The following is a 23294-nucleotide window of genomic DNA, read 5'->3' as shown; positions in this document are numbered from 1 at the left end:
CACGCCGCGCGATGACTGAGGTACTACTGGCATCCACAACAGGCCACTTGATCCGCCTGCGAGGATTTTTCTTTCGTCCTGGGAGAGGCACCGCAGCGCGTGTCGATTCGTGTCAGTGCGCAATTGCAATATGCGACAAAAGCGCAATTTTGTGGTGCTCGCACGGTTTGCCTCCAAGCTTTCCTGACTAGCATGAGGCTCCACGGCGCCTGCGACGTGGCCTGATCGCCGCCCTGGCGTGACGCCGACGCACGCCACTTTCCCAACCCTGCGCGACCTGTGACGGCGCGCCCGTTCGAGTACGCCCATGACAGACTCTCCGGCCGCGCTTCATCGCGAAGCGGACCTGATCGACACCTGGGCGCGCGCCGGCGGCGCGCTCTTGTTGGCCCCCAGCTCCAGTCACGGGGGGCTCTACGCGGCCAGCGCCCTCAACGGCGAACGACCATGACATACACGAACCAAAACGAGACGGATTTGCTGGAAGCCTGCATGAAGGCGGACACGATCGTGTTCCTAGCACCAAGTTCCTATCTGGGAGATTTCGTCACCCCCCTCGTCGACAATTTGCGGCAGCGCTCAGAGAAGCTGCGCCTGATCGCTGCGGACGACTATTTTCATACCAATCGCGGCAAGGCCCCGGGCTTCGACGAGATCCGCACCGTCGCCGCCCATCTCGCAAACCCGCAGGGACCGAACTCGATCACGGTGAACTGCTCCTTTCAGCTGTCCACGTGGCTGTACTTCGATCACCTGCAACGTGGGTTGCCAGGGAGGGCGATCGACCTGCCGGAACTCCTCTATATCCTGGACAGGCCGTGGATCTATCACACCGGACCGGTCATGCGCGCACAGACGCTGGAGCGCGCAGCGGATTTCGCGGCATTGCGGACGCGCCTGGAGGACACGCTCAGCCGCGCCACGCTGGACGCGATACTGCGCCTGCGCATGACCGGCAACCGAGCTGAGTTGCTGGACGTGATCCGTCCGATGGAACAGGAATATTTCTCCATGTATTCCTCCAGCGAGGCCCCGGTCGCGCTGCACGACCACGAACACTACGTCGACATCGGCGCCTACGACGGCGATACGGTCGGCAAGTTCATGACCGCCGCGCGCTACCGCTTCGCCTCGATCCACGCCTACGAACCGGACCCACGCAACTTCGCCGCCCTGCAACGCCGCCTGGAATCCACATCAGGCCCGATCTTCCTTCACAACGAAGCCGTATCCGATTCCAACCAGCCCTTGTCGTTCCTAGCCAGCGGCACCATGGGCAGCAGGGTCGAGGCCGGCGGCGACATCCAGGTCTCCAGCGTGCGGCTGGACGATGTGCTGGAGCAGATGACGCTGCTCAAGATGGACGTCGAAGGCTTCGAGCCGCACGTCCTGCGTGGCGCAGCCGAGCTCATAGGCCGGTGCCGCCCACGCATGGCGATCACCTGCTATCACCACGCGCTCGATTTGTTGGACATTGTCGCGGTACTCGATGTGATCTATCCAGGTGCGAAATTACGGCTGCGTCATTACTCAATGTACTTCTACGACACCATTCTCTACGTGGAATAGACCAAGGCAGGGAGGCGGCATGGGACTTGATGGCATGGGCAATCGTTCGTTGAGAGGCAGCGAGTATTTCCTTTGATCACCACTCGCTGCTGGCGCTCGGATATCTCGAGCCGAGCAAGCAAGTTATCGCTCGGCACTGGGACACATCATTGCCACCCAAGCACGTCATTGGTGTCCAAGCCGAACTGGCTACTAGGCAATCGCCACGGCGGTGGTGACCCGCGCCGCCAAGTCACAGCGACGGCGCTGGCCGGCGGCCCGGGCACGCAGGTGGATCTCGCGCTTATCTGCGTGCAACGTACTTTGCACGACCCGCAGGCGTAGCAGACGGTCACGCCAGTACAACGCGACCTGCTTGAGGCTTGCCCTGTACCATCCCAATCGGCGCATGCTCAGCGAGGCCATGTATAGCCACCACCGCTTTACCAGCCGCTCACCAGAAGAACTGTTGGATAAAGAGATCAAGGCGTCAAAATCACACTCAACATACATCTACCGTCGCATGCATCATCTTTTAAAACGAGGTGGTCCTAATGGAAATATCCGGAAAAGGAAGCATTGCCCCCATAGGGGCTAAATTCGCGAACATTGGAGTTGCGGCAAATGTAGTCACACAAGTTGTATCACCTACTGACAACCAGTATGGCCTCGTAGTTCGAACTTGCAGTTTAAGCGGTGCATCAACTGTGATAGGGCTGGCTGTCTATGCAGATACGTCGGCGCCTTCGGGATATGGGGATGGAGCCAAGAGAGTGATATTTTTAGGTGTCGCGCCTCCATCGGACCACTTCCCTTATCAAGTTTACATCCCACCAGGAAATGGGATATGGCTAGTCACAAACGGAAACGGAAGTATAAATATCACTTATGATCTGCTGGACCGCCTGCCTACGGGCTTGTAGCTCATCCTGGCATGCCGCTCTAACGAGCGGTATGCTTTTTTCATCGACCGGATGCCGTCTTTGAAAGCGCATCAGAGGGACGCTCTGTCACTCTCCTCAATCGACGTACCATTGCATGGCAAAAACATAGACAGAGCGTGAAACAAGTGTACCGCTCCCCATGTCGATATTGGCCTGGACGTACTGACCAGAAGTATTCAGCAAAAAATGTACGGATTGAGGCGGATTGCTCACACCGCCAAACTGGCTCCCCATCGAAATATTCATACCCAGACCCTGATTGCTTACGCAAACAACAGCCTGAGATGCATCCAATTTAACCGAGGTATTCGTGCAAGGCACCGCCCAAACATGGTCGTTAGGAGCGGTAACGAGCACCTTCACGTTTGCGCCACTATTCAGTGCCGTACGAAGTGTCTGGAGAGAACCAGACACTACATTGCCATTAGCGTCGGTCGCATAGACGAGTGTTGATGCCTGCGAATTGAATGAAAGGACCCCAAGAACCACAACCGCCAAGACCTTTTTGGAAATCATTTTTCGCCCCATTCCATTTAGTAAAGGAATCCACATAACCCAGTTGGCCATGCGATAGCCAGAAGTATCATGCTCGTGAGTCAGACGCCACCACTCCCGCTGGCATGGCTATTGCATCCCCTAGATGCCCTTTTTGGATAACGATGTCTCGATGATTGATCCCGCCGTAGTCAGCATCGTCATGCCGGCCTACAAGCTCCGCTACTTCGAGCAGGCGCTCGACAGCGTCCTGGCCCAGACCTATCCGGCGCTGGAACTGGTCATCTGCGACGACAACCCCGACGGCACGATCGCCGAGGTGGTGGAGCGCAAGCGCGGCTTGGCGCGGTTCCCGATCCGCTACGAACGCAACCCCAGCCGCCTGGGCGAACTCGGCAGCACCGCGCGCGGCATCGCCCTGGCCCAGGGCGAGTACGTGAAGTTCCTGCACGACGACGACGTGCTGGCGCCGGATTGTGTGGCCGCGCTGGTCGCGGCCATGCAGTCCGCGCCCGACGTCCTGCTGGCGTCCTCGCGCCGGCAGCGGATCGACAGCCACGGCGCGCCGCTGGAGGACATCCCCGCCACTGCCTTTCCGTTCGCGGGCGACGTGCTGCTGGACGGGCCGGAGCTGCTGTCGTTCCTGGCCGACCACACCATCAACTTCGTCGGCGAGCCCAGCTGCGTGCTGTGCCGGCGCAGCGACCTGCTGGAGATCGGCGACGAACTGATGACGCTGGCCGGCAAGGTGATCAACTGGGTCGGCGACCTGGCGCTGTACGCCAAGCTGCTGCATCGCGGCCATCTGGCACTGCTGGCGCGGCCGCTGACCCGCTTCCGGGTGTCGGAGGAGCAATACAGCCAGGTCGGCCGCGACCAGCCCGGCATCGGCGATCAGGGCCATGCCAACTTCCGCCAGGGCGTGCGCGCGATGGGCTGGTACCGCGGCGATGGCGACGTTCGCCAGGTCACGGTGACGCCGCTGGCCGGTGGTCCGAGTACGCCGGTGGACCTGCTGCAGGCGATTCAGGACGCTTACGCGCGCGTCTGCGTGCAAAGCGCCCTGCGCGACTGGCAGGCGCGGCGGACGGTGACGCCGGCGCAACGCGACCTGCTCGACGCGCGCCTGGTCGCCCTGGGCGGCGCGCCGCGGCTGGCCGTCCTGGTCGACGCACGCGGCGCCGACCACGCCGCACTGGCGGCGACACTGGACAGCCTGTTACTGGAGGGTGCGGCGTTCGCACAGGTGCAGGCGCTGGTGCTGGGCGATGCGCCCATCGCAGCGTGGCCGGACCCGCGGGTCCGGAGCCTGCCGCCGCTGCCGGCCGAGGCCGATGCGGCGGCACTGTCCGCCGCGCTGGATGCATCACCGGCCAGCGACTGGTGCCTGCGCGTGACCGCGGGCAGCCGTTTCTATGCCGGCGGCCTGCTGCGGTTGCTGCTGGAACTGGCGCAACAGCCGCAGTGCAACGCGCTGTACGCGGACGAATGGCTGGCGGTGGATGCGGACACCCTGGCGCCGCTGCTGCGGCCGGACCCGGACCTGGACCTGCTGCTGGGCAATCCGCTGGCAATGGCCAGCCACTGGGTGTTCCGCCGTGCCGCGGTGCAGGCGCTGGGCGGCTTCGACCCGGCCTACGACGGCGCCAGCGAATTCGAGCTGATCCTGCGCCTGTTCCTGCGCGACGGCGGCGACGGCATCGTGCACCTGCCCGAGCCGCTGCTGGTCGCCGCGCCGGCCAGCGCCGAGGCCGGCGGCCCGGCGCGCCAGCGCGCGATCGCCGCGCACCTGCAGGCCCGCGGCTATCCACAGGCCGCGGTCGAACCGCTGCCGGGCGGCCTGTTCCGTATCGACTACGGCCACCCCGCGCAGCCGCCGGTCTCGATCGTGCTGCTGGCACAGGACAACCTGCCGGCGCTGCAGCGTGCGGTGGTCAGCCTGCTCGAACAGACCGCCTACCCCGCCTACGAACTGCTGCTGGTGGACAACGCCAGCCAGGCGCCGGAGATCATTGCGTGGATGCAAGCGGTGGCCGAGCTGGGCAACGGCCGCATCCGCGTGTTCACGCTGGAACAGCGGGTCTGCCAGGCCGAGGCGCATAACCTCGCCGCCACCCAGGCGCAGGGCGAGTACCTGTTGTTCCTGGACGCCGACAGCGCCGCGGTACAGGACGGCTGGCTGCATGCGCTGATGAACCACGCGCAGCGGCCCGAAGTCGGCATCGTCGGCGCCAAGGGTGTGTCCTCCGACGGCCGGATCACCCATGCCGGTGTGCTGCCGGGCGTGCTTGCCGGCGCCGGCCACGCCTTTGCCGGCGAAGCGATGGCACAGCCCGGCTACATGGGCCGGCTGCAGGTGGCGCATCGCTACAGCGCGGTGTCGGCGCATTGCCTGCTGGTGCGGCGGGCGCTGTTCGAACACCTGTCCGGATTCGACGCGGCCGGCTTCGCCGAGGGCGGCGCCGACGTGGACCTGTGCTTGCGCGCCGCGGCCGCGGGCGCCTGGACGGTGTGGACGCCGCAGGCGCTGCTGTTGCAGCCGGCCCCGGCCACGCGCAGCGAGGCGGCCGACGCGGCCCTGCTGCAGCGCTGGCTGCCGGCGCTGGCGCACGATCCGGCCTATTCGCCCAGCCTGGGCCTGGAGCAGCCCGGCGGCTTCCAGTTGGGCGAATCCGAGTTCTCCTGGCAGCCGCTGTCGTGGAAGCCGCTACCGCGGATCCTTGCCCATCCGGGCGACACCTTCGGCAGTGGTCAGTACCGGGTCATCCAGCCGTTGCAGGCGCTGGCCGCGGCGGCGCAGATCGACGGCCTGTACTACGCGCGCCTGCTCGACCCGGTGGAACTGCAGCGCATCGGCGCCGATGCGGTGGTGCTGCAGCGCCGCGTCGGCGATGCGGAACTGGCGCGGATGGAGCGCATGCGCCGTTTCTGCGGTGCCTTCATGGTCTACGAACTGGACGACTACCTGCCCAATCTGCCGCTGAAGAGCGCGCATCGCGAGCAGATGCCCAAGGACGTACTGCGTTCGCTGCGGCGTGCCGCCACGCTGGTGGACCGGGTCACCGTCTCCACACCGGACCTGGCCGAGGCGCTGGCCGGCCTGCACGGCGACATCCGCGTGGTGCGCAACCGCCTGGAGCCGCAGCTGTGGGGTGCGCTGGCGACGCCCGTGGCGTCCGGCTCGGCCAAGCCGCGGGTCGGCTGGGCCGGCGGACTCAGCCACACCGGCGACCTGGAACTGATCGCCGACGTGGTGCAGGCGCTGGCCGGCGAGGTGCATTGGGTGTTCATGGGGATGTGCCCGGAGCGGCTGCGCCGGCACGTGCATGAGGTGCACACGGGCGTGGACTTCGCCCGCTATCCGCAGGCGCTGGCCGCGCTGGGCCTGGACCTGGCGCTGGCGCCGCTGGAAGACAACCTGTTCAACCGCTGCAAGAGCAACCTGCGCGTACTCGAGTACGGCGCCTGCGGCTATCCGGTGGTGGCCAGCGACCTGCCGCCCTACCGCGACGGCGGGCTGCCGGTGACCCTGGTCAAGAACCGCTTCCGCGACTGGGTCAATGCGATCCGCGCACACCTGGCCGATGCCGACGCCCGGGCCGCGGCCGGCGCCGCCCTGCGCGCGGCGGTGCAGCGCGACTGGCTGCTGCAAGGCGACAACCTGCAGGAGTGGCGGGCGGCCTGGCTGCCGGACTGAGTCGCCCCCCGCCCACCTTGAGGTCGGCGCGCAGCGCCCGCGTCCGAGCGTGACGACGCGCACAGCGTCAACCCGCCGACACGTCGCCTGCGCCCACCCGCGCCGGCGACGCGGCCGGCGCCGGGAACCCGTCACCGGGCGCCGGTGTCCCCCGCCCGTGCCCGCTTGGAGGCCGCGCGGCACGTGAACGCCGTTTCGGCACACCGCTTGCATTGCATACGGGCAAGCCGTCTCCCGGCAGGGACTTCACCGTATGAGCGACTCCATCAGCTCCATCCTTTCGCAGATCCGCAGCTACCAGGGCCAGGTCGGCCAGGCGGCGCAGACGCGGGTGGGCGATGTCGGCCGCAGCAATGCGATCGAAGGCCTGACCGGCAACCAGGGCGTGCAGGGCCCGAGCTTCACCGAGACCCTGCGTAACGCGATCGGCGGCGTGAACGAGGCCCAGCAGAAGTCCGGCGACCTCGCCAAGGCCTTCGAACTGGGCGACCCGAGCGCCGATCTGGCCAAGGTGATGCTGGCCGCACAACAGTCCCAGGTGGCATTTCGCGCTACCGTGGAAGTCCGCAACCGACTCGTCCAGGCGTATCAGGACGTGATGAACATGCCGCTGTAAGGGTAGAAGACGATGGCGCTTGCGATCAGCAAAGACACTTTCAGCAGCGAAAAGGCGGGCGCCTGGTTCGACCGCCTGCAGAGCCTGCAGCTCACCCGCCGCATCGGCCTGATGGCGATGATCGCGGTGGCGGTGGCGGCCGGCCTGTTCGTGTTCTTCTGGTCGCAGAAGCCGGCCTACACCCCGCTGTACACCGGCCTGGACGAGAAAGGCACGGCCGAGGCTACCGACCTGCTGCGCACCGCGCAGATCCCGTTCAAGCTCGACCAGGCCACCGGCGCGATCACCGTGCCGGAAGACAAGCTGTACGACGCGCGGCTGAAGCTGGCCGGCTCCGGCCTGACCGACAACGGCAACATGGGTTTCGAGGTGATGGAGAAGGATCCCGGCTTCGGGGTCAGCCAGTTCGTGGAGAACGCGCGCTACCAGCACGCCCTGGAGACCGAACTGGCCCGCACCATCTCCAGCCTGCGCCCGGTGCGCGAGGCGCGGGTGCACCTGGCCATTCCCAAGCCGAGCGCGTTCACCCGCCAGCGCGAGGCCGCCAGCGCCTCGGTGGTGCTGGAACTGCGTGGCGGCACCACCCTGGAACGCAACCAGGTCGATGCGATCGTCAACATGGTCGCCTCCAGCATCCCCGACCTGGCGCCGGATCGCGTCACCGTGGTCGACCAGAGCGGGCGCATGCTGACCATCGCCGACCCCAACAGCGATGCCGCGCTCAACGCCGCCCAGTTCGATCAGGTGCGCCGCCAGGAAAGCGCCTACAACCAGCGCATCCGCGAACTGCTGGAGCCGATGACCGGCCCCGGCCGGGTCAACCCGGAAGTGAACGTGGACATGGACTTCTCGGTGGTCGAGGAAGCGCGCGAGCTGTACAACGGCGACCCGCCGAAGCTGCGCAGCGAGCAGGTCAGCGACAGCAGCACCCAGACCGGCGGCCCGCAGGGCGCGCCGGGCGCGACCAGCAACTCGCCGGGCAGCGCGCCGGGCCAGCCGGGTGCCACCGGCGCTCCGCCTGCACCGGGCACGGCCGGCACCCAACAAGCCGCCGCCGCGACGCCGACCGAGAGTTCCAAGAGCGCCACCCGCAACTACGAACTGGACCGGACCCTGCAGCACACCCGGCAGCCGGCCGGGCGCATCAAGCGCGTCTCGGTGGCGGTGCTGGTGGACCACGTGATGCGTCCCGGCGCCAAGGGCAAGATGACCGAGCAGGCGCTCAGCGCCGCCGAGCTGACCCGCATCGAAGGCCTGGTCAAGCAGGCGGTGGGCTTCAATGCCGAACGTGGCGACACCGTCTCGGTGATGAACGCACCGTTCGTGCGCACAGCACCGGAAGCGGAAGACAAGCCCGGTTGGTGGGAAGATCCGCGGGTGATGAACGGCCTGCGCCTGGTGCTGGGTGCGGCGGTGGTGCTGGCGCTGCTGTTCGGCGTGCTGCGCCCGGCGCTGCGCCAGATCGCCGGTCCAGCGCCGGCCGCGGCGGTCGGCCACGACCGCGACGGCAACGAACCGCGCGATGCCAAGCTGTCGATGCTCGACGACGACAACCCGCTGCTGCCGTCGCTGGGCGAGGACACCGCCAGCCTCAGCGGCAGCAGCGGCGGCAACCCCGCCATCGCCCTGCCCGACGCCTACGAGGAACGGTTGCGCCAGGCCCGCGAAGCGGTCAAACAAGATTCCAAGCGCGTGGCGCAGGTCGTGAAGGGATGGGTCGCCAGTGAAGCCTGATGCGAATGCAATGAATGGGACCCAGCGCGCCGCCGTGCTGCTGCTGTCGCTCGGCGAGGCCGACGCGGCCGAGGTGCTCAAGCACATGGACCCCAAGGAGGTGCAGAAGATCGGCATCGCCATGGCGACGCTGAGCGGCATCTCGCGCGACCAGGTCGACAAGGTCATGGAAGAGTTCAACGCCGAGCTGGGCAGCAAGACCTCGCTGGGCGTGGGCGCCGACGACTACATCCGCAACGTGCTGGTGCAGGCGCTGGGCGCCGACAAGGCCGGCAGCCTGATCGACCGCATCCTGCTGGGCCGCAACACCACCGGCCTGGACACGCTGAAGTGGATGGATCCGCGCGCGATCGCCGACCTGGTGCGCAACGAGCATCCGCAGATCATCGCCATCGTGATGGCGCACCTGGACAACGACCAGGCCGCCGAGGCGCTGAAGCTGCTGCCCGAGCGCACCCGCGCCGACGTGCTGATGCGCATCGCCACCCTCGACGGCATCCCGCCGCACGCGCTCAACGAACTCAACGAGATCATGGAGCGGCAGTTCTCCGGCAACCAGAACCTGAAGTCCTCGAACGTGGGCGGGGTCAAGGTCGCGGCGAACATCCTCAACTTCCTGGACAGCGGCGCCGACCAGGGTGTGCTGGCGGCGATCAGCAAGATCGACGCCGACCTGGGCAGCCGCATCCAGGACCTGATGTTCGTGTTCGACAACCTGGTGGAGCTGGACGACCGCGGGCTGCAGACCATGCTGCGCGAGGTCAGCGGCGACCGCCTCGGCCTGGCCCTGCGCGGCGCCGACATCAAGGTGCGCGACAAGATCACCAAGAACATGTCCCAGCGCGCCGCCGAGATCCTGCTCGAAGACATGGAGGCGCGCGGCCCGGTGCGCCTGGCCGACGTGGAGGCCGCGCAGAAGGAGATCCTGGCGATCGTGCGGCGTCTGGCCGATGAGGGCGTGATCAGCCTCGGCGGCGGTGGTGCGGAGGCCATGGTATGAACGGCAACGTGGTGCGCTGGCTGGCGCCGGAACTCGATGCCCCGCCGTTGTCGGCGGCGCAGCCGTACGAAGACGTGCTGCCGGAAGAGCCGGTGCTGCGCCCGCCGAGCCTGGAGGAGATCCAGGCGATCGAGGCCGCGGCCCAGCACGAAGGCTTCGAACGCGGCCACGCCGAGGGCCTGGCCCAGGGCCAGGCCGAGATCCGCCGGCTGACCGCGCAGATCGACGGCATCCTGGACAACTTCTCGCGGCCGCTGGCGCGGCTGGAGAACGAAGTGGTCGGCGCGCTCGGCGAACTGGCCGTGCGCATCGCCGGCAGCCTGGTCGGCCGCGCCTACCAGGCCGACCCGGTGCTGCTGTCGGAACTGGTGGCCGAGGCGCTGGACGCGGTCGGCGGCGCGCGCCGCGACGTCGAGGTGCGCCTGCACCCGGACGACATCGCCGCGCTGACCCCGTTGCTGACGATGATGGACCAGGGCATCCGGCTGGTGCCGGACCTGAGCCTGAGCCGCGGCGACCTGCGCGTGCACGCCGAATCGGTGCGCATCGACGGCACCCTCGAAGCGCGCCTGCGCGCGGCCCTGGAGACGGTGATGCGCAAGTCCGGAGCCGGCCTGTGAGCGCGCTGTCCGGCACCCACCCCGCCGACTGGCTGGATGCGCGCAACCTGCGCCTGGCCGGCCGTCTCGGCAGGCTCGACCTGGACGCGGCCGCCGGCCGCGGCCTGATCCGCGAAGGCATCCTGCGCCGCGCGGTCGGCCTGACCCTGGAAGCGGTCGGCTGCGAGGCGCCGATGGGCGCTACCTGCAGGGTCGAGGTCGACGGCGGCTGGGTCGATGCCGAAGTGGTCGGCTTCTCCGGCGACCGCACCTCGCTGATGCCCAGCGCCGAAACCCACGGCCTGCTGCCCAACGCGCGGGTGGTGCCGCTGCACCGCCGCGGCGGCGTGGAAGTGGGCGAAGGCCTGCTCGGCCGCGTCATCGACTCGGACGGCGTGCCGCTGGACGGCAAGGGCCCGATCCGCGCCGAAGGCTCGGTGGGCATGGCCGGCGTGTCGATCAATCCGCTGGCGCGCGAACCGATCACCACCCCGCTGGACGTCGGCGTGCGCGCGATCAACGCGTTGCTGCCGATCGGCCGCGGCCAGCGCGTGGGGCTGTTCGCCGGCTCCGGCGTCGGCAAGTCCACCCTGCTGGGCATGATGACCCGCTACACCGCCGCCGACGTGATCGTGGTCGGGCTGATCGGCGAACGCGGCCGCGAAGTGCGCGATTTCGTCGAAACCACCCTGGGCGAGGAAGGCCTGCGCCGCGCCGTGGTCGTCGCCGCCCCGGCCGACCGCCCGCCGCTGGCGCGCCTGCACGGCGCCTATCGCGCCACCGCCATCGCCGAGTGGTTCCGCGACCAGGGCCTGAACGTGCTGCTGCTGATGGACTCGCTGACCCGCTTCGCCCAGGCCCAGCGCGAGATCGGCCTGTCGGTGGGCGAGCCGCCGACCACCCGCGGCTATCCGCCGTCGGTGTTCGCCAAGCTGCCGGCCCTGGTCGAGCGCGCCGGCAACGGCGCCAAGGGCCGCGGCTCGATCACCGCCTTCTACACCGTGCTGACCGAAGGCGACGACCCGCAGGACCCGATCGCCGATGCCGCCCGCGCCATCCTTGACGGCCACATCCTGCTGTCGCGGCGCGTCGCCGACAGCGGCCTGTACCCGGCCATCGACGTCGAGTCCTCGGTCAGCCGCGTGGTCCAGGACATCGCCGACGAGCCGTGGCGCCTGCGCATCCGCTCGCTGAAGCGGCTGGTGTCGGCCTACTCGGCCAACCGCGACCTGATCACCATCGGCGCCTACCAGCGCGGCAACGACCCGGCGGTGGACGAAGCGCTGGAGCGCTGGCCGGAGATCATGGAATTCCTCGGACAGGACGTCGCCAAAGCCGCAGATCTGCCCCACAGCCAGGCCGCCCTGAAACGGCTGGTCGACCGCGAGAACTAAGCCATGATGCAATCGCAACGTCTCGATCCCCTGCTCCGCAGGGCTCAGCAGCACGAAGACGAGGTCGCCCGCGATCTCGCCGAGCGCCAGCGCGCCCTGGCCACCCACGAGTCGCGGCTGGAAGAACTGCGCCGCTACGCCGACGAGTACGCCAACAGCCAGATGGCGGCGACCAGTCTGGCGCAGCTGGCCAACCGCCGCGCCTTCCTGGACCGGCTGGAGAGCGCGGTGCAGCAGCAGTGCCAGACCGTGGACCGCAATCGCGAGAAGGTCGAGATGGAGCGCAGCCGGCTGCTGCTGGCCAGTCGCGACAAGCAGGTGCTGGAACAGCTCGCGGCCAGCTACCGCGCGCAGGAACGCAAGGTCGACGACCGCCGCAGCCAGCGCGAGATGGACGACCTCGGCGCGCGCCGCGCGCGCCTGGCGGCCACCGCCGACGAACACGAGAACGGAGACGGACGATGAACAACGCGCTTTCCGCGCTGGGCGGCAGCGGCCGCGCCAGCCAGATCGGCGGCGGCAACGACACCCCGGGCCTGGACCGCAACGGCGGCAAGGACAAGGACTTCGCCAAGCTGCTCGGCGGCAGCAGCGGCGGCTCGGCGCGCACCACCGCGCCCAAGCCCGCCGCCCGCGAGACGGCCAAGCCGGCGCAACCGGCCGACAAGGACCAGGCGGACAAGCGCCCGGCGGCCACCGACGACACCGCCAGCGATCCCGCGCGCACCGCGCAGGCCGGCGACAAGGTCGCCCAGGACACCGAGAAGAGCAGCACCGAGACCAAGGCCTCGGGCAAGGACAAGGGCAAGGCCGAGGACAAGCGCGACGACGCCAAGCCCGACGAGGCCGCCTGGCCGCCGGCCGGGCTGGCCGGGATCGGCCTGGGCCTGTTGCCGGCGATCGGCGCGGCGGTGTTGCCGGCCGCCTCGGCGACCCCGCTGGGCGCGGCGGCCGGGCTGGCCGTCGGCGTCGCCGGCGCCGTGGCCAGCGGCGCGGCCGCCCTGCTCGGCGGCGGCGACGCGCTGCCGCAGACCGCGGCGGGCGCCACCGATCCGAATGCGGCCACCGCCGGCACCGCCAGCGCGACGGCCGGCACCGCCCCGGCCTCGGCCGCCGGCGGCTTCGGCGCGATGCTGTTGGCGCAGGGCGGATCGGCCGACAAGGCCGGCGGTGCCGAGACCGCGGCCCCGCTGGCGGCACTGGCGGCCATCGCCGCCGCGGCCAGCGGCAAGACCGGCGAAGGCGGCGACGCCGCGCCCGCCGCCGATCCCAGCGCGATCGCGCCGACCGCGGCGGCCACGCCGCTGCACGCCACCACGCGGCTGGCCGATGCGCAGCCGTTCAGCGGCTCGCCCACGCCGACCCCGAACCTGCACGGCAACCAGTTCGACGAGGAGCTGGGCGCGCGCATCAGCTGGCTGGCCGACCAGAAGATCGGCCACGCCCACATCAAGCTGAATCCGGCCGAGCTGGGCCCGGTCGAGGTGCGCCTGCACATGACCGGCGACCAAGTCAACGCCAGCTTCAGCAGCAACCAGGCCGACGTGCGCCAGGCCCTGGAGAACAGTCTGCCACGCCTGCGCGAGATGCTCGGCCAGCATGGCTTCCAGCTCGGCCAGGCCGACGTCGGCCAGCAGCAGCCGCAGCAACAGCAGGCCAATGCGCAGAGCACGCCGCAGGGCGGCAGCCGCAGCGGCGGCGAGCTTGCCGACGACCTGTCCGGCAGCGTCGGGATTCCGGCGATGGTGCTGCGCCAGCGCGGGCTGCTCGACGCCTACGCCTGATCCTGGCGGCGCTGCCGCCAACCGGATCGGGATAAGGCCTTTTGTGGGAAGGGGGTCAGCCCCGACGCTTTCCTCCGAAAAGCGTCGGGGCTGACCCCCTTCCCACTCCGGATCCCTTCTCCCACAACGGTCTCGGCCCACGCCTGCGCGGCACGCGGCGGCACCGTCAAACACCCGGCGCGCTCGGTGCCCGGTTTCGGCACGGCGATTGCATCCTCAGGGGCAGACCCCCTTCAGGACGCCGCACTGTGTCAGCCCCCGACAAATCCAAGAAAGACGCCAAGGACGCCCCGGAAGGCGGCAAGTCGAAGAAAAAGCTGCTGATCATCGTCATCGCGGCGGTGCTGGTGCTGGGCGGCGGCGGTGCCGGCGCGTTCTTCTTCCTGAAGAAGCCCGAGGGCGGCCACGCCAAGGCCGAGGAGAAGACCGCCGAGGTTCCCAAGCCCGCGCAGTACTTCGCGATGGACCCGGCGTTCGTGGTCAACCTCAACGGCGGCGCCGAAGACGGCCCGCACTACCTGCAGCTGGAAGTGCAGCTGATGACCCGCGATCCGGAAGAGCTGAAGCTGATCACCGAGAACGCCCCGGCGATCCGCGCGCATCTGCTGATGCTGTTCTCGCAGGTGCAGGCAACGGACATCGCCAACATCGACGGGCGCAAGAAGCTGCAGGCCGCGGCGCTGGCCGATGCGCAGAAGCTGATGACCGCCGAGACCGGCAAGAAGTGCGTGGAAGAACTGCTGTTCACCAGCTTCGTCACCCAGTAAGGCGATGCCGCGATGACCGACCTGCTTTCCCAAGACGAGATCGATGCCCTGTTGCATGGCGTCGATGCCGGCGTGGTGGATACCGAGCCGGCGGCGGCCGAGCCGGGTGAAGCGCGCAACTACGACTTCTCCAGCCAGGACCGGATCATCCGGGGGCGCATGCCGACCCTGGAGATGGTCAACGAGCGCTTCGCACGCCTGTGGCGGATCGGCCTGTTCAACCTGATCCGGCGCTCGGCCGACCTGTCGGTGCGCGGCATCGACCTGATCAAGTTCAACGACTACATGCACTCGCTGTACGTGCCGAGCAACCTGAACCTGATCAAGTTCAAGCCGTTGCGCGGCACCGGCCTGATCGTGTTCGAGCCGACCCTGGTGTTCACCGTGGTCGACAACTTCTTCGGCGGCGACGGCCGCTACCCCACCCGCATCGAAGGCCGCGAATTCACCCCGACCGAGATGCGGGTGATCCAGCTGATGCTCAAGCAGACCTTCGCCGACCTGGCCGAAGCCTGGGCGCCGGTGATGGAGGTGGACTTCGAGTACATCAATTCCGAGGTCAACCCGCACTTCGCCAACATCGTCACCCCGCGCGAGTACGTGGTGGTCAGCCGCTTCCACGTGGAGCTGGAAGGCGGCGGCGGCGAGATCCACGTGACCCTGCCGTACTCGATGCTGGAGCCGATCCGCGAACTGCTCGACGCCGGCATCCAGAGCGACCGCGTCGACCGCGACGAAAGCTGGAACATCATGCTGCGCGAGCAGCTGTTCGGCTCGGAGGTCACCATTTCCAGCGTGCTGGCGCAGAAGCAGATGAGCCTGCGCGAGCTGACCCGGTTGAAGATCGGCGACGTGCTCCCGATCGACCTGCCCAAGCAGGTGCCGCTGTGCGTGGAGAACATCCCGGTGTTCACCGGCGAGTTCGGCATCTCGCGCGGCCAGAACGCGGTGAAGATCACCGCCACCCATCCCCCCGGCGCGCTGCGCCGTCGTCCCGCTCTCCAGGAAGACCTGCCATGACCCAGACCGATCCCACCCAGCCGGCGCCGGCCCAGTTCGACAGCCTGCAGCCGGATGCCACGGCCGAGTCCAACGACCTGAACCTGGACGTGATCCTGGATGTGCCGGTGACGCTGTCGCTGGAAGTGGGCCGCAGCCGCATTCCGATCCGCAACCTGCTGCAGCTCAACCAGGGTTCGGTGGTGGAACTGGAGCGCGGCGCCGGCGAGCCGCTGGACGTGTACGTCAACGGCACCCTGATCGCGCACGGCGAAGTGGTGACCATCAACGACCGTTTCGGCGTGCGCCTGACCGACGTGGTCAGCCCCAGCGAGCGCATCCGGAGACTGCGGTGAGCTTGCTGCTCGCCGTCGCCACGCAGACCGCAAAGCACGGTGCGGGCGTCGGCAACGCGGCGCCGTCGGCGCCCAGCCTGCTCGGTGCGGTGTTCGCGCTGCTGCTGGTGCTGGGCCTGATCCTGGCCATGGCCTGGGTGCTCAAGCGCCTGCCCGGCAGCGGCTTCCGCCCGGCCCAGGGCCTGCGCGTGGTCGCCAGCCTGGCGGTCGGCGCCAAGGAGCGGGTGGTGGTGGTCGAGGTCAATGGCGAACAGCTGTTGCTCGGCGTGTCGCCCGGCGGGGTACGCACCTTGCATCAGTTGCCCGAGCCGCTGCCGCAGGCCCCCGCGCCGACCCTGCCTTCGCTCAAGCAGTTCAAGCAGCTTCCCGATTTCGCTCAGCTTCTGGCGCAGAAGCTGCGCAAGGACAAATGACCATGCCGTTTTTCTGGAACCGCAACGCTCGCCGCCTGCGCCTGCTGCTGATCCTGCTGGCCCTGAGCCTGCTGCCCGCCTTCGCCTGGGCGCAGGCCAATCCGGCGCCGGCCACCACGCCGACCGCGCAGAACCCGCAGAACGCCGCGCCCACCCTGCCCTCGCTGCCGGAGGTCAACGTCGGCAAGATCGGCGCGCAGCCGGTGAGCCTGCCGCTGCAGACCCTGCTGCTGATGACGGCCATCACCCTGCTGCCGTCGCTGCTGCTGGTGCTGACCGCCTTCACCCGCATCACCATCGTGCTCGGCCTGCTGCGGCAGGCGCTGGGCACCGGGCAAACGCCGTCCAATCAGGTGCTGATGGGCCTGGCGCTGTTCCTGACCGCGCTGGTGATGATGCCGGTCTGGGAAAAGGCCTGGGGCCAGGGCATGAGCCCGTATCTCAACGGCCAGATCGATTTCCAGACCGCGTGGACGCTGACCACGCAGCCGCTGCGCGCCTTCATGCTGGCGCAGGTGCGCGAGACCGACCTGATGACCTTCGCCGGCATGGCCGGCAACGGCACCTACAGCGGCCCGGACGCGGTGCCGTTCCAGGTGCTGGTGGCCTCGTTCGTCACCAGCGAGCTGAAGACGGCGTTCGAGATCGGCTTTCTGATCTTCATTCCGTTCGTGATCATCGATCTGGTGGTGGCCAGCGTGCTGATGTCGATGGGCATGATGATGATGTCGCCGATGCTGATCTCGGCGCCGTTCAAGATCCTGCTGTTCGTGCTGGTCGATGGCTGGGTGCTGACGGTCGGCACGCTGGCCGCCAGTTTCAACGGGGTCTGAGGCGATGAGTCCGGAACTGGCGTTGACCGAGTTGCGTGGCGGGCTGATCACGGTGTTGTGGGTGGCGGGGCCGTTGTTGCTGGCGATGTTGGCGGTGGGTGTGGTGATCGGTGTGTTCCAGGCGGCGACGCAGCTCAATGAGCCGACGATCGCGTTCATCGCGAAGGTGGTGGCGTTGACGGCGATGTTGTTCGCGACGGGGAGTATGTTGCTGGCGCATCTGGTGGAGTACACGACGATGCTGTTTCAGCGTATTCCGCATTTGATTGGGTAGCTGGGATGGCTGCGTCTGCGACTACGCTTGCCGGCGTGTTGATGTCCTCGGTTGTTGGGCAGGAACAGCAACGACTTTCGCCTCGCGGCAAGCCGTTTGAAAGACAAAAGCTTTCGCCTGGCGGCGAGTCACTTTTCTTTGCTTGTGCAAAGAAAAGTAACCAAAAGAAGCCGCTTTACAGCAGCCGAATGGCTGATCAAGCACACCCCGCCGCAGCGCCCGCTACGCGGGTCCGCTCCGCTGACGGGATTTTCGGACGGGGCTTGTCTGCTTCGCAGCCAAGTCCGGGGCAGTCGCCTCGCGGCGCCAGCCCGCCCGCCGGGGCGAAGCAGTGCTTCGCCTTTTCCCGGCGAGCCCTGCCCCGGCCGAAAACGGCGCACATCCCTGTGCGCCGCCCCCCTGCGGGGGGTTTTGCCCGCCAGCTCCGCCGCTGCGGAGGGGACCCGGTGGATCAAGAGCGAAACAACAGCAAAAACGACGGCAACCGCAAAAGCGACCGCTACGGCTACGGCTACGGCTACGGCTATAGCCGCTTTGGCTTTGGCTCCATTGTCGGTCGTGCTGTGCCCCTGGTTGTTTGGGGGTTCGCCGGTCTGTCTTCGGCTGCAAGGCGCCCGCGTCTCGCAGTTAGTGCTGGCCGTTCCTTCGTGATGTCTGCCGGGGCCTCGGGCTGATGGATGCCGCCACGCAAATGGTCGTCGATGGGTCGCGGGCGTTCGCGATGATCGGGGCCGTGCTTTGGACGATGCTGCGGATCGGGGCGATGTTCACGGTGATGCCGTTGGTCGGCACCAAGGCGGTGCCGGGACGGGTGCGGGTGATCCTGTCGGGGACGTTGGCCATCGCGCTGGCGCCGATCCTGCCGCCGGTGCCGGACTGGGATGGGTTCAATGCCGCAGTGGTGCTGAGCGTGGCACGGGAGCTGGCGGTGGGGGCCAGTATGGGGTTCATGCTGCGGATGATCTTCGAGGCCGGGGCGATGGCCGGCGAACTGGTCTCGCAGAGCACTGGCCTCGGTTTTGCGCAGATGGCCGACCCGTTGCGCGGGGTCAACTCGCCGGTGATCGGCCAGTGGTTCTACCTGGTCTTCGGGCTGATGTTCTTCACCACCAACGGGCATCTGGCGGTGGTGTCGCTGCTGGTGGACAGCTACAAGGCGCTGCCGATCGGCACCGCCCTTCCCGACGCCCAGGCGATGGCGTCGGTGGCACCGAACTTCTTCATGAGCATCATGCGCGGTGCGGTGACTTTGGCGCTGCCGGTGATAGTGGCGATGATGGCGGTGAACCTGGCCTTCGGCGCGTTGGCCAAGGCCGCGCCCTCGCTGAACCCGATCCAGCTCGGCCTGCCGGTGGCGGTGGTGCTCGGTCTGGCGCTGCTGGCAGTCCTGGTCGGCGAGATGGGGCCGCCGGTGCAGCGTCTGTTCGACGCCGCCTTCGACGCGGCGCGCGCGATCACCGCCTAGCCGGCACTCAAGCTGCGCCGTACTGCGGCCGATACCGGCAGAAGGCCATTGGTGTGACGCCTGGATGAGCGATGGCGCTGCCGCCCGTCCTTACACTGCCGGTCGTCGCCGCCCGCCCTTTCTTTTGCCGATACCGCCCCCGCCATGCCCCATTGCTCGTCCGCGTTCGCTCGTGTCTGCCCTCGCCGTCTCGCACGGCGGCACAGCGGCGGCTGAGCGCCGCATGCGCAGGGTCATGGATCGATGCCTGCGATGGCTGCTGCTGTCGGCACTGGGCTGCGCCGGAGCCGCGCAGGCCCAGGTCATCCCGTTGCGGCACTACGCGCAGGACCAGGGTCTGCTCGGCCTCGCCGGCACCTGCCTGCTGCAGCGCCGCGACGGCAGCCTGCTGGTCTGCAGCGAGAGCGGCCTGTACGCCTTCGACGGCAACCAGTTCCAGCAGGTGCCGCTGCAGGGCCGCGGCGGCCATTACATCTCCGATGCCGTCGAGGACGCCCAGCGACGGCTGTGGATGGCCACCTATGATGCGATCTACGTCGACGACGGCACGCCGGCGGGCTGGATGCCGCTGGAGCACGACCGCCTGCCGTCGCACCACCAACTGAATCGCCCGCGTCTGGCCGCGCCGGGCTGGGGCACGGTGGTGCTGGACGGGCGCCGCCTGCTGCGCGCCGCGCGCAAGGCCGACGGCATCGGCTGGGAACTGCACCCGCTGTTCGATCCGGCGACGCTGGCGCGGCAACCGGACTTGGCCGAGGTCCACGACCTGTTCGTCGCCGATGGCGTGCTGTGGCTGGGCTGCGGCAAGGCCTTGTGCCGGGTCGATGCCGACGGCCACGCGACCCGCTACGACCAAGCCCAGGGCTTGCAGCGCGAGGTCTGGCGCAGCGCGGTGCGTGACCGCGCCGGCACCCTGTGGGTGCTCGGCGAGCGCCAAGTGATGCGGCTGCCGGCCGGCGCCTCACGCTTCCAGGAACAGACGCCGCCTGGACTGGACGGACCGGGCCTGCTGACGCGGCGCACGCAGATCCTGCTCGACCCACAGGGCCGCGTGCTGGTGCGCACCGACAGAGGCCTGGCGCGCTGGGAGCACGGCCGCTGGCACAGCTTCGACCGCCGTAATGGCCTGCCCGAGGGCAATATCGTCGCCATGCGCTTCGACCAGGCCGGCGACCTGTGGCTGAGCATGGACGGCGAAGGCGTCTTGCGCTGGACCGGCTATGGCTGGATCGAGAACTGGGACGTGTCGCAGGGCATCAGCCGCGCACCGACCTGGAGCATCCAGCGCACCCAGCAGGGCGATCTGCTGGCCGGCAACGAGGGCGGCATCGATCGGCTGCGCGAAGACGGGCGCTTCCAGCGCAGGGCCAGCGCCAACGGCACACAGATGATCGGGCTGCAGCGTGCCGCCGACGGCACCCTGTGGAGCATCGGCTCGGTAGGCGTGCTGCGCCACTACGACGCGCAGGGTCGATTGCTGCGCGTCTATCCTCCGCTGCGCAGCAGCGGCCGACAGCGACTGGTGATCGCCAAGCAACTGCTCGTGGATGCGACCGGCCGGGTCTGGATCCTCAGCGACGACGGCGTGTACCTGCTTGCGCAGGCGAATGCAGACGCGGAGCCGCAACGGCTGTCGACGCTGCCCGGCGGCGAGTATTCGGATATCCAGCAGCGGCAGGACGGCAGCGTGCTGGTGACCGGCGTCGCCGGGCTGTTCCGCCTGCGCGGCGACACCTGGACCCCGATCCGGCTGGTCGTGGACGGCAGGCCATCGCAGGCGGTGCTCAGCAAGCTGCTGGTCCAGGACGACGGCCAGGCCTGGGCCAGCCTGTACGGTCCCGGCGCCTGGCACGGCCGGCTCGACGGCGACACCCTGCGTTTGCAGCCTGCCGATGCGCAATTGCGCGACCTGCAGATCTACACCCTTCGCGGCACCCGCAATGGCTGGATCTGGATCTGCCACAACCAGGGCGTGGACGTGTTCAACGGTCGCGCCTGGTCGCGGCTGACCCAGGCGCAGGGCCTGCTCTGGAACGATATTTCCGAATCGGCCTTCCTGGAGGACGGCGACGGCTCGGTGTGGATCGGCAGCAGCCGCGGCGTCACCCACCTGCAGGATCCGACGCGGCTGTTCCCGGCACAGGCGCCGCGGCTGGCGCTCAAGGAGTTCAGTCGCGGCGGCGTGGCCATCGCCGCGGGCGCGCGCCTGCCCTGGAGCGAGGATCCGTTGCACATCGCGGTCGGCTCGCCGGACCTGTACGACGAGCGCAACCGCATCAGCTTCCGCTATCGCTTCGAGGGCGCACACACCCGCTGGCTGCATACGCCCAACTTCGAGTTCGAGCAACCGCCGCTGGCACCGGGCCACTACGTGCTGGAGATCCAGTTGCTGGACGCCTACCGGCGTAGCGCCTCGGCTCCCCTACGGGTGGCGTTCTCGGTGGCGCCGGTGTGGTGGCGCAGCCAGCCGATGCTGGCGCTCTACCTGCTGCTCGGCGGCGGCCTGATGGTGGCGCTGCTGCATTGGCGCGAGCGCCGCCTGCACCAGCGCCAGCGCGAACTGGCCGACCTGGTGGCGCGGCGCACCGAGGAACTGGAGCACGACAAGCGCGAACTGGAGATCGCCCGCGCCGCGCTGGCGGTGAAAGCCTCGCACGACGCCCTCACCGGCCTGCTCAACCGCGCCGGCATCCTCGAGGCGCTGGCCGCGCAGATGCGCCGCAGCGAGGCCGAACAGACCGCGCTGGCGGTGGCGATGATCGACCTGGACCATTTCAAGCGGATCAACGACGAGCACGGCCACCTGGTCGGCGATGCGGTGCTGATCGAGGTGGCGCGGCGCCTGGGCGCCAATCTGCGCGACGCCGATCTGGTCGGCCGCTACGGCGGCGAGGAACTGCTGGCGGTGCTGCCCGGCTTGCCGCCGAGCTGCGGCGAGCGGCTGCAGGCCCTGCGCGCCACCATCGCCGGGCAACCGCTGCGCATCGGCGAGCGGCAGTTGGCGATCACCGCCTCGATCGGCGTGGCCTGGTACCGGCCCGGCGAATCCCTGCAGCAGTTGCTGGCGCGTGCCGATGCGGCGCTGTACCAGGCCAAGCGCCTGGGCCGCGACCGGGTGGAACTGCAGCCCGCCTAGCCGCGGCCGGAAGGCCCCGCCGCGGCAGTCTCGGAGAGTCGGGCCAGGACCGGCACGGTCCTTGCAGTGCGCAGGGTCGATCCTGGCCGAGCGCATCCCCGATGTCCGAGAGCGAAGAAGGCGCAGAGCGCACAGAACAGCCAACAGACAAACGCCTGCGCGAAGCCCGCGAACAGGGCAACATCCCGCATTCGCGCGAGCTGGCGACGGCGGCGGTGTTCAGCGCCGGCGTCTTCGCGCTGATGGGCCTGTCCACCTCGCTGACCGCCGGCGTCGTGTCCTGGCTGAAGCAGGCGCTGCGCCCGGACCTGTCGATGCGCGCCCATCCGGAGGCGATGTTCGGCCATTTCGGCGAGCTGCTGCTGAACCTGCTCTGGGTGGTGTTGCCGCTGGTCGGCATCTGCCTTGCCGCCAGCTTCGCCGCGCCCGTGCTGATGGGCACCCTGCGCTTCTCCGGCCAGGCGCTGATCCCCAAGTTCGACCGGCTCAACCCGATGGCCGGGCTGAGCCGCATGTACGGCGCCGAGACCATCGCCGAACTGCTGAAATCGATCCTGCGCATGGGCTTCGTCGGCGGCGCCGCGATGCTGTGCCTGTGGGGCAGCGTCGATTTCCTGCGCGGGCTGCTGCTGCAGCCGCTGGAACAGGCCGTCGGCCACGGCCTGGGCTTCACCCTGCGGCTGCTGCTGTACACCGCCGGCGCGCTGGCGCTGCTGGCCGCGATCGACGCGCCCTATCAGAAGTGGAATTACATCCGCAAATTGAAGATGACCCGCGAGGAAGTGCGCCGGGAAATGAAGGAAAGCGACGGCAGCCCCGAGGTCAAGGGCCGCATCCGCCAGATGCAGATGCAGATGTCACAGCGGCGGATGATGGAAGCCATCCCCAAGGCCGACGTGGTGGTGGTCAACCCCACCCACTATGCGGTGGCGCTGAAGTACGAGAGCGGGCGCATGCGCGCGCCCACCGTGGTGGCCAAGGGCGTGGACGAAATCGCCTTCCGCATCCGCGAGGTCGGCGAGCAGCATCGGGTGGCGGTGATCTCGGCGCCGCCTTTGGCACGCGCCTTGTATAGGGAAGGCGAACTCGGCAAGGAAATTCCCGTGAGACTGTATTCCGCGGTGGCGCAGGTCCTCTCGTACGTCTACCAGTTGCGCGCTTGGCGCACTGGGCCGATGCCGCCGTTGCCGCCGTTGGAAGTGGATGAATTCGCCCCGGGGAGCCAGCCATGAGTCAGCCC

The 23294-nt window shown here is 68.4% G+C and carries 19 protein-coding genes; 18 read left to right on the top strand and 1 reads right to left on the bottom strand.

Annotated features, from left to right (window positions below; genetic code table 11):
* Nucleotides 1–447: 447 nt before the first annotated feature.
* Nucleotides 448–1569: an FkbM family methyltransferase gene (locus FHR66_RS08445; RefSeq protein ID WP_160967542.1), complete on the top strand. Its 1122-nt coding sequence runs from the start codon at nt 448–450 to the stop codon at nt 1567–1569.
* A gap of 998 nt (nt 1570–2567) precedes the next feature.
* Here the strand turns inward: FHR66_RS08445 and FHR66_RS08440 are convergent.
* Nucleotides 2568–3059 carry a hypothetical protein gene (locus FHR66_RS08440; RefSeq protein ID WP_160967544.1) on the bottom strand — a complete coding sequence of 164 codons (492 nt, stop codon included), beginning with the start codon at nt 3057–3059 and terminating at the stop codon, nt 2568–2570.
* Between the two features lie 100 nt (nt 3060–3159).
* Between FHR66_RS08440 and FHR66_RS08435 the strand changes: the two genes are divergently transcribed.
* The 17 genes from FHR66_RS08435 (at nt 3160) to flhB (ending at nt 23286) form a co-directional block, all read left to right on the top strand.
* Nucleotides 3160–6684 (top strand): glycosyltransferase, encoded by a 3525-nt coding sequence (locus FHR66_RS08435; RefSeq protein ID WP_255419576.1) that lies wholly within the window; start codon nt 3160–3162, stop codon nt 6682–6684.
* Nucleotides 6685–6937: 253 nt separating this feature from the next.
* The gene (gene fliE, locus FHR66_RS08430) at nt 6938–7300 is read left to right on the top strand and encodes a flagellar hook-basal body complex protein FliE (RefSeq protein ID WP_019797186.1); all 363 of its coding nucleotides are present in this window, start codon (nt 6938–6940) and stop codon (nt 7298–7300) included.
* Nucleotides 7301–7312: 12 nt separating this feature from the next.
* Nucleotides 7313–9034, top strand: a complete 1722-nt coding sequence (gene fliF, locus FHR66_RS08425; protein WP_160967546.1) for a flagellar basal-body MS-ring/collar protein FliF — start codon at nt 7313–7315, stop codon at nt 9032–9034.
* Between the two features lie 10 nt (nt 9035–9044).
* Entirely contained in the window at nt 9045–10034 is a 990-nt protein-coding gene (fliG, locus tag FHR66_RS08420; RefSeq protein WP_160958722.1) for a flagellar motor switch protein FliG, read from the top strand.
* Nucleotides 10031–10654, top strand: a complete 624-nt coding sequence (locus FHR66_RS08415) for a FliH/SctL family protein (protein ID WP_160967547.1) — start codon at nt 10031–10033, stop codon at nt 10652–10654. Before fliG ends, FHR66_RS08415 begins: the two co-directional genes overlap by 4 nt.
* A complete protein-coding gene (locus FHR66_RS08410) occupies nt 10651–12027 on the top strand; it encodes a FliI/YscN family ATPase (protein ID WP_160967549.1) in 1377 nt (458 codons plus the stop codon). Before FHR66_RS08415 ends, FHR66_RS08410 begins: the two co-directional genes overlap by 4 nt.
* 3 nt (nt 12028–12030) lie before the next feature.
* Complete coding sequence (gene fliJ / locus FHR66_RS08405) at nt 12031–12492, top strand: flagellar export protein FliJ (protein ID WP_167087715.1); 462 nt, start codon at nt 12031–12033, stop codon at nt 12490–12492.
* On the top strand, nt 12489–13811 hold the full coding sequence (locus tag FHR66_RS08400; protein ID WP_167087713.1) for a flagellar hook-length control protein FliK: 1323 nt from the start codon (nt 12489–12491) through the stop codon (nt 13809–13811). Before fliJ ends, FHR66_RS08400 begins: the two co-directional genes overlap by 4 nt.
* Nucleotides 13812–14059: 248 nt before the next feature.
* The gene (locus FHR66_RS08395; RefSeq protein ID WP_160967555.1) at nt 14060–14578 is read left to right on the top strand and encodes a flagellar basal body-associated FliL family protein; all 519 of its coding nucleotides are present in this window, start codon (nt 14060–14062) and stop codon (nt 14576–14578) included.
* 12 nt (nt 14579–14590) lie between these two features.
* Nucleotides 14591–15598, top strand: a complete 1008-nt coding sequence (gene fliM / locus FHR66_RS08390; RefSeq protein WP_160967557.1) for a flagellar motor switch protein FliM — start codon at nt 14591–14593, stop codon at nt 15596–15598.
* A complete protein-coding gene (gene fliN / locus FHR66_RS08385; protein ID WP_160967559.1) occupies nt 15595–15933 on the top strand; it encodes a flagellar motor switch protein FliN in 339 nt (112 codons plus the stop codon). The genes fliM and fliN overlap by 4 nt, the downstream gene beginning before the upstream one ends.
* Nucleotides 15930–16346 carry a flagellar biosynthetic protein FliO gene (fliO, locus tag FHR66_RS08380; RefSeq protein ID WP_160967561.1) on the top strand — a complete coding sequence of 139 codons (417 nt, stop codon included), beginning with the start codon at nt 15930–15932 and terminating at the stop codon, nt 16344–16346. The genes fliN and fliO overlap by 4 nt, the downstream gene beginning before the upstream one ends.
* 2 nt (nt 16347–16348) lie before the next feature.
* A complete protein-coding gene (gene fliP / locus FHR66_RS08375) occupies nt 16349–17179 on the top strand; it encodes a flagellar type III secretion system pore protein FliP (RefSeq protein ID WP_160967586.1) in 831 nt (276 codons plus the stop codon).
* 4 nt (nt 17180–17183) lie between these two features.
* Nucleotides 17184–17453 carry a flagellar biosynthetic protein FliQ gene (locus tag FHR66_RS08370; RefSeq protein WP_010343869.1) on the top strand — a complete coding sequence of 90 codons (270 nt, stop codon included), beginning with the start codon at nt 17184–17186 and terminating at the stop codon, nt 17451–17453.
* Nucleotides 17454–18126: 673 nt separating this feature from the next.
* Nucleotides 18127–18918 carry a flagellar biosynthetic protein FliR gene (fliR, locus tag FHR66_RS08365; RefSeq protein ID WP_160967563.1) on the top strand — a complete coding sequence of 264 codons (792 nt, stop codon included), beginning with the start codon at nt 18127–18129 and terminating at the stop codon, nt 18916–18918.
* Nucleotides 18919–19153: 235 nt separating this feature from the next.
* Nucleotides 19154–22054, top strand: coding sequence for a ligand-binding sensor domain-containing diguanylate cyclase (locus FHR66_RS08360; protein ID WP_160967565.1), 2901 nt, complete (start codon nt 19154–19156; stop codon nt 22052–22054).
* Nucleotides 22055–22155: 101 nt separating this feature from the next.
* On the top strand, nt 22156–23286 hold the full coding sequence (gene flhB, locus FHR66_RS08355) for a flagellar biosynthesis protein FlhB (protein WP_160967567.1): 1131 nt from the start codon (nt 22156–22158) through the stop codon (nt 23284–23286).
* Nucleotides 23287–23294: the final 8 nt, after the last annotated feature.

This window comes from Xanthomonas sp. F4, from assembly GCF_011761895.1.
The sequence above is the reverse complement of the archived record's forward strand: the minus strand, read 5'-3'. Positions and strand labels throughout refer to the sequence as shown.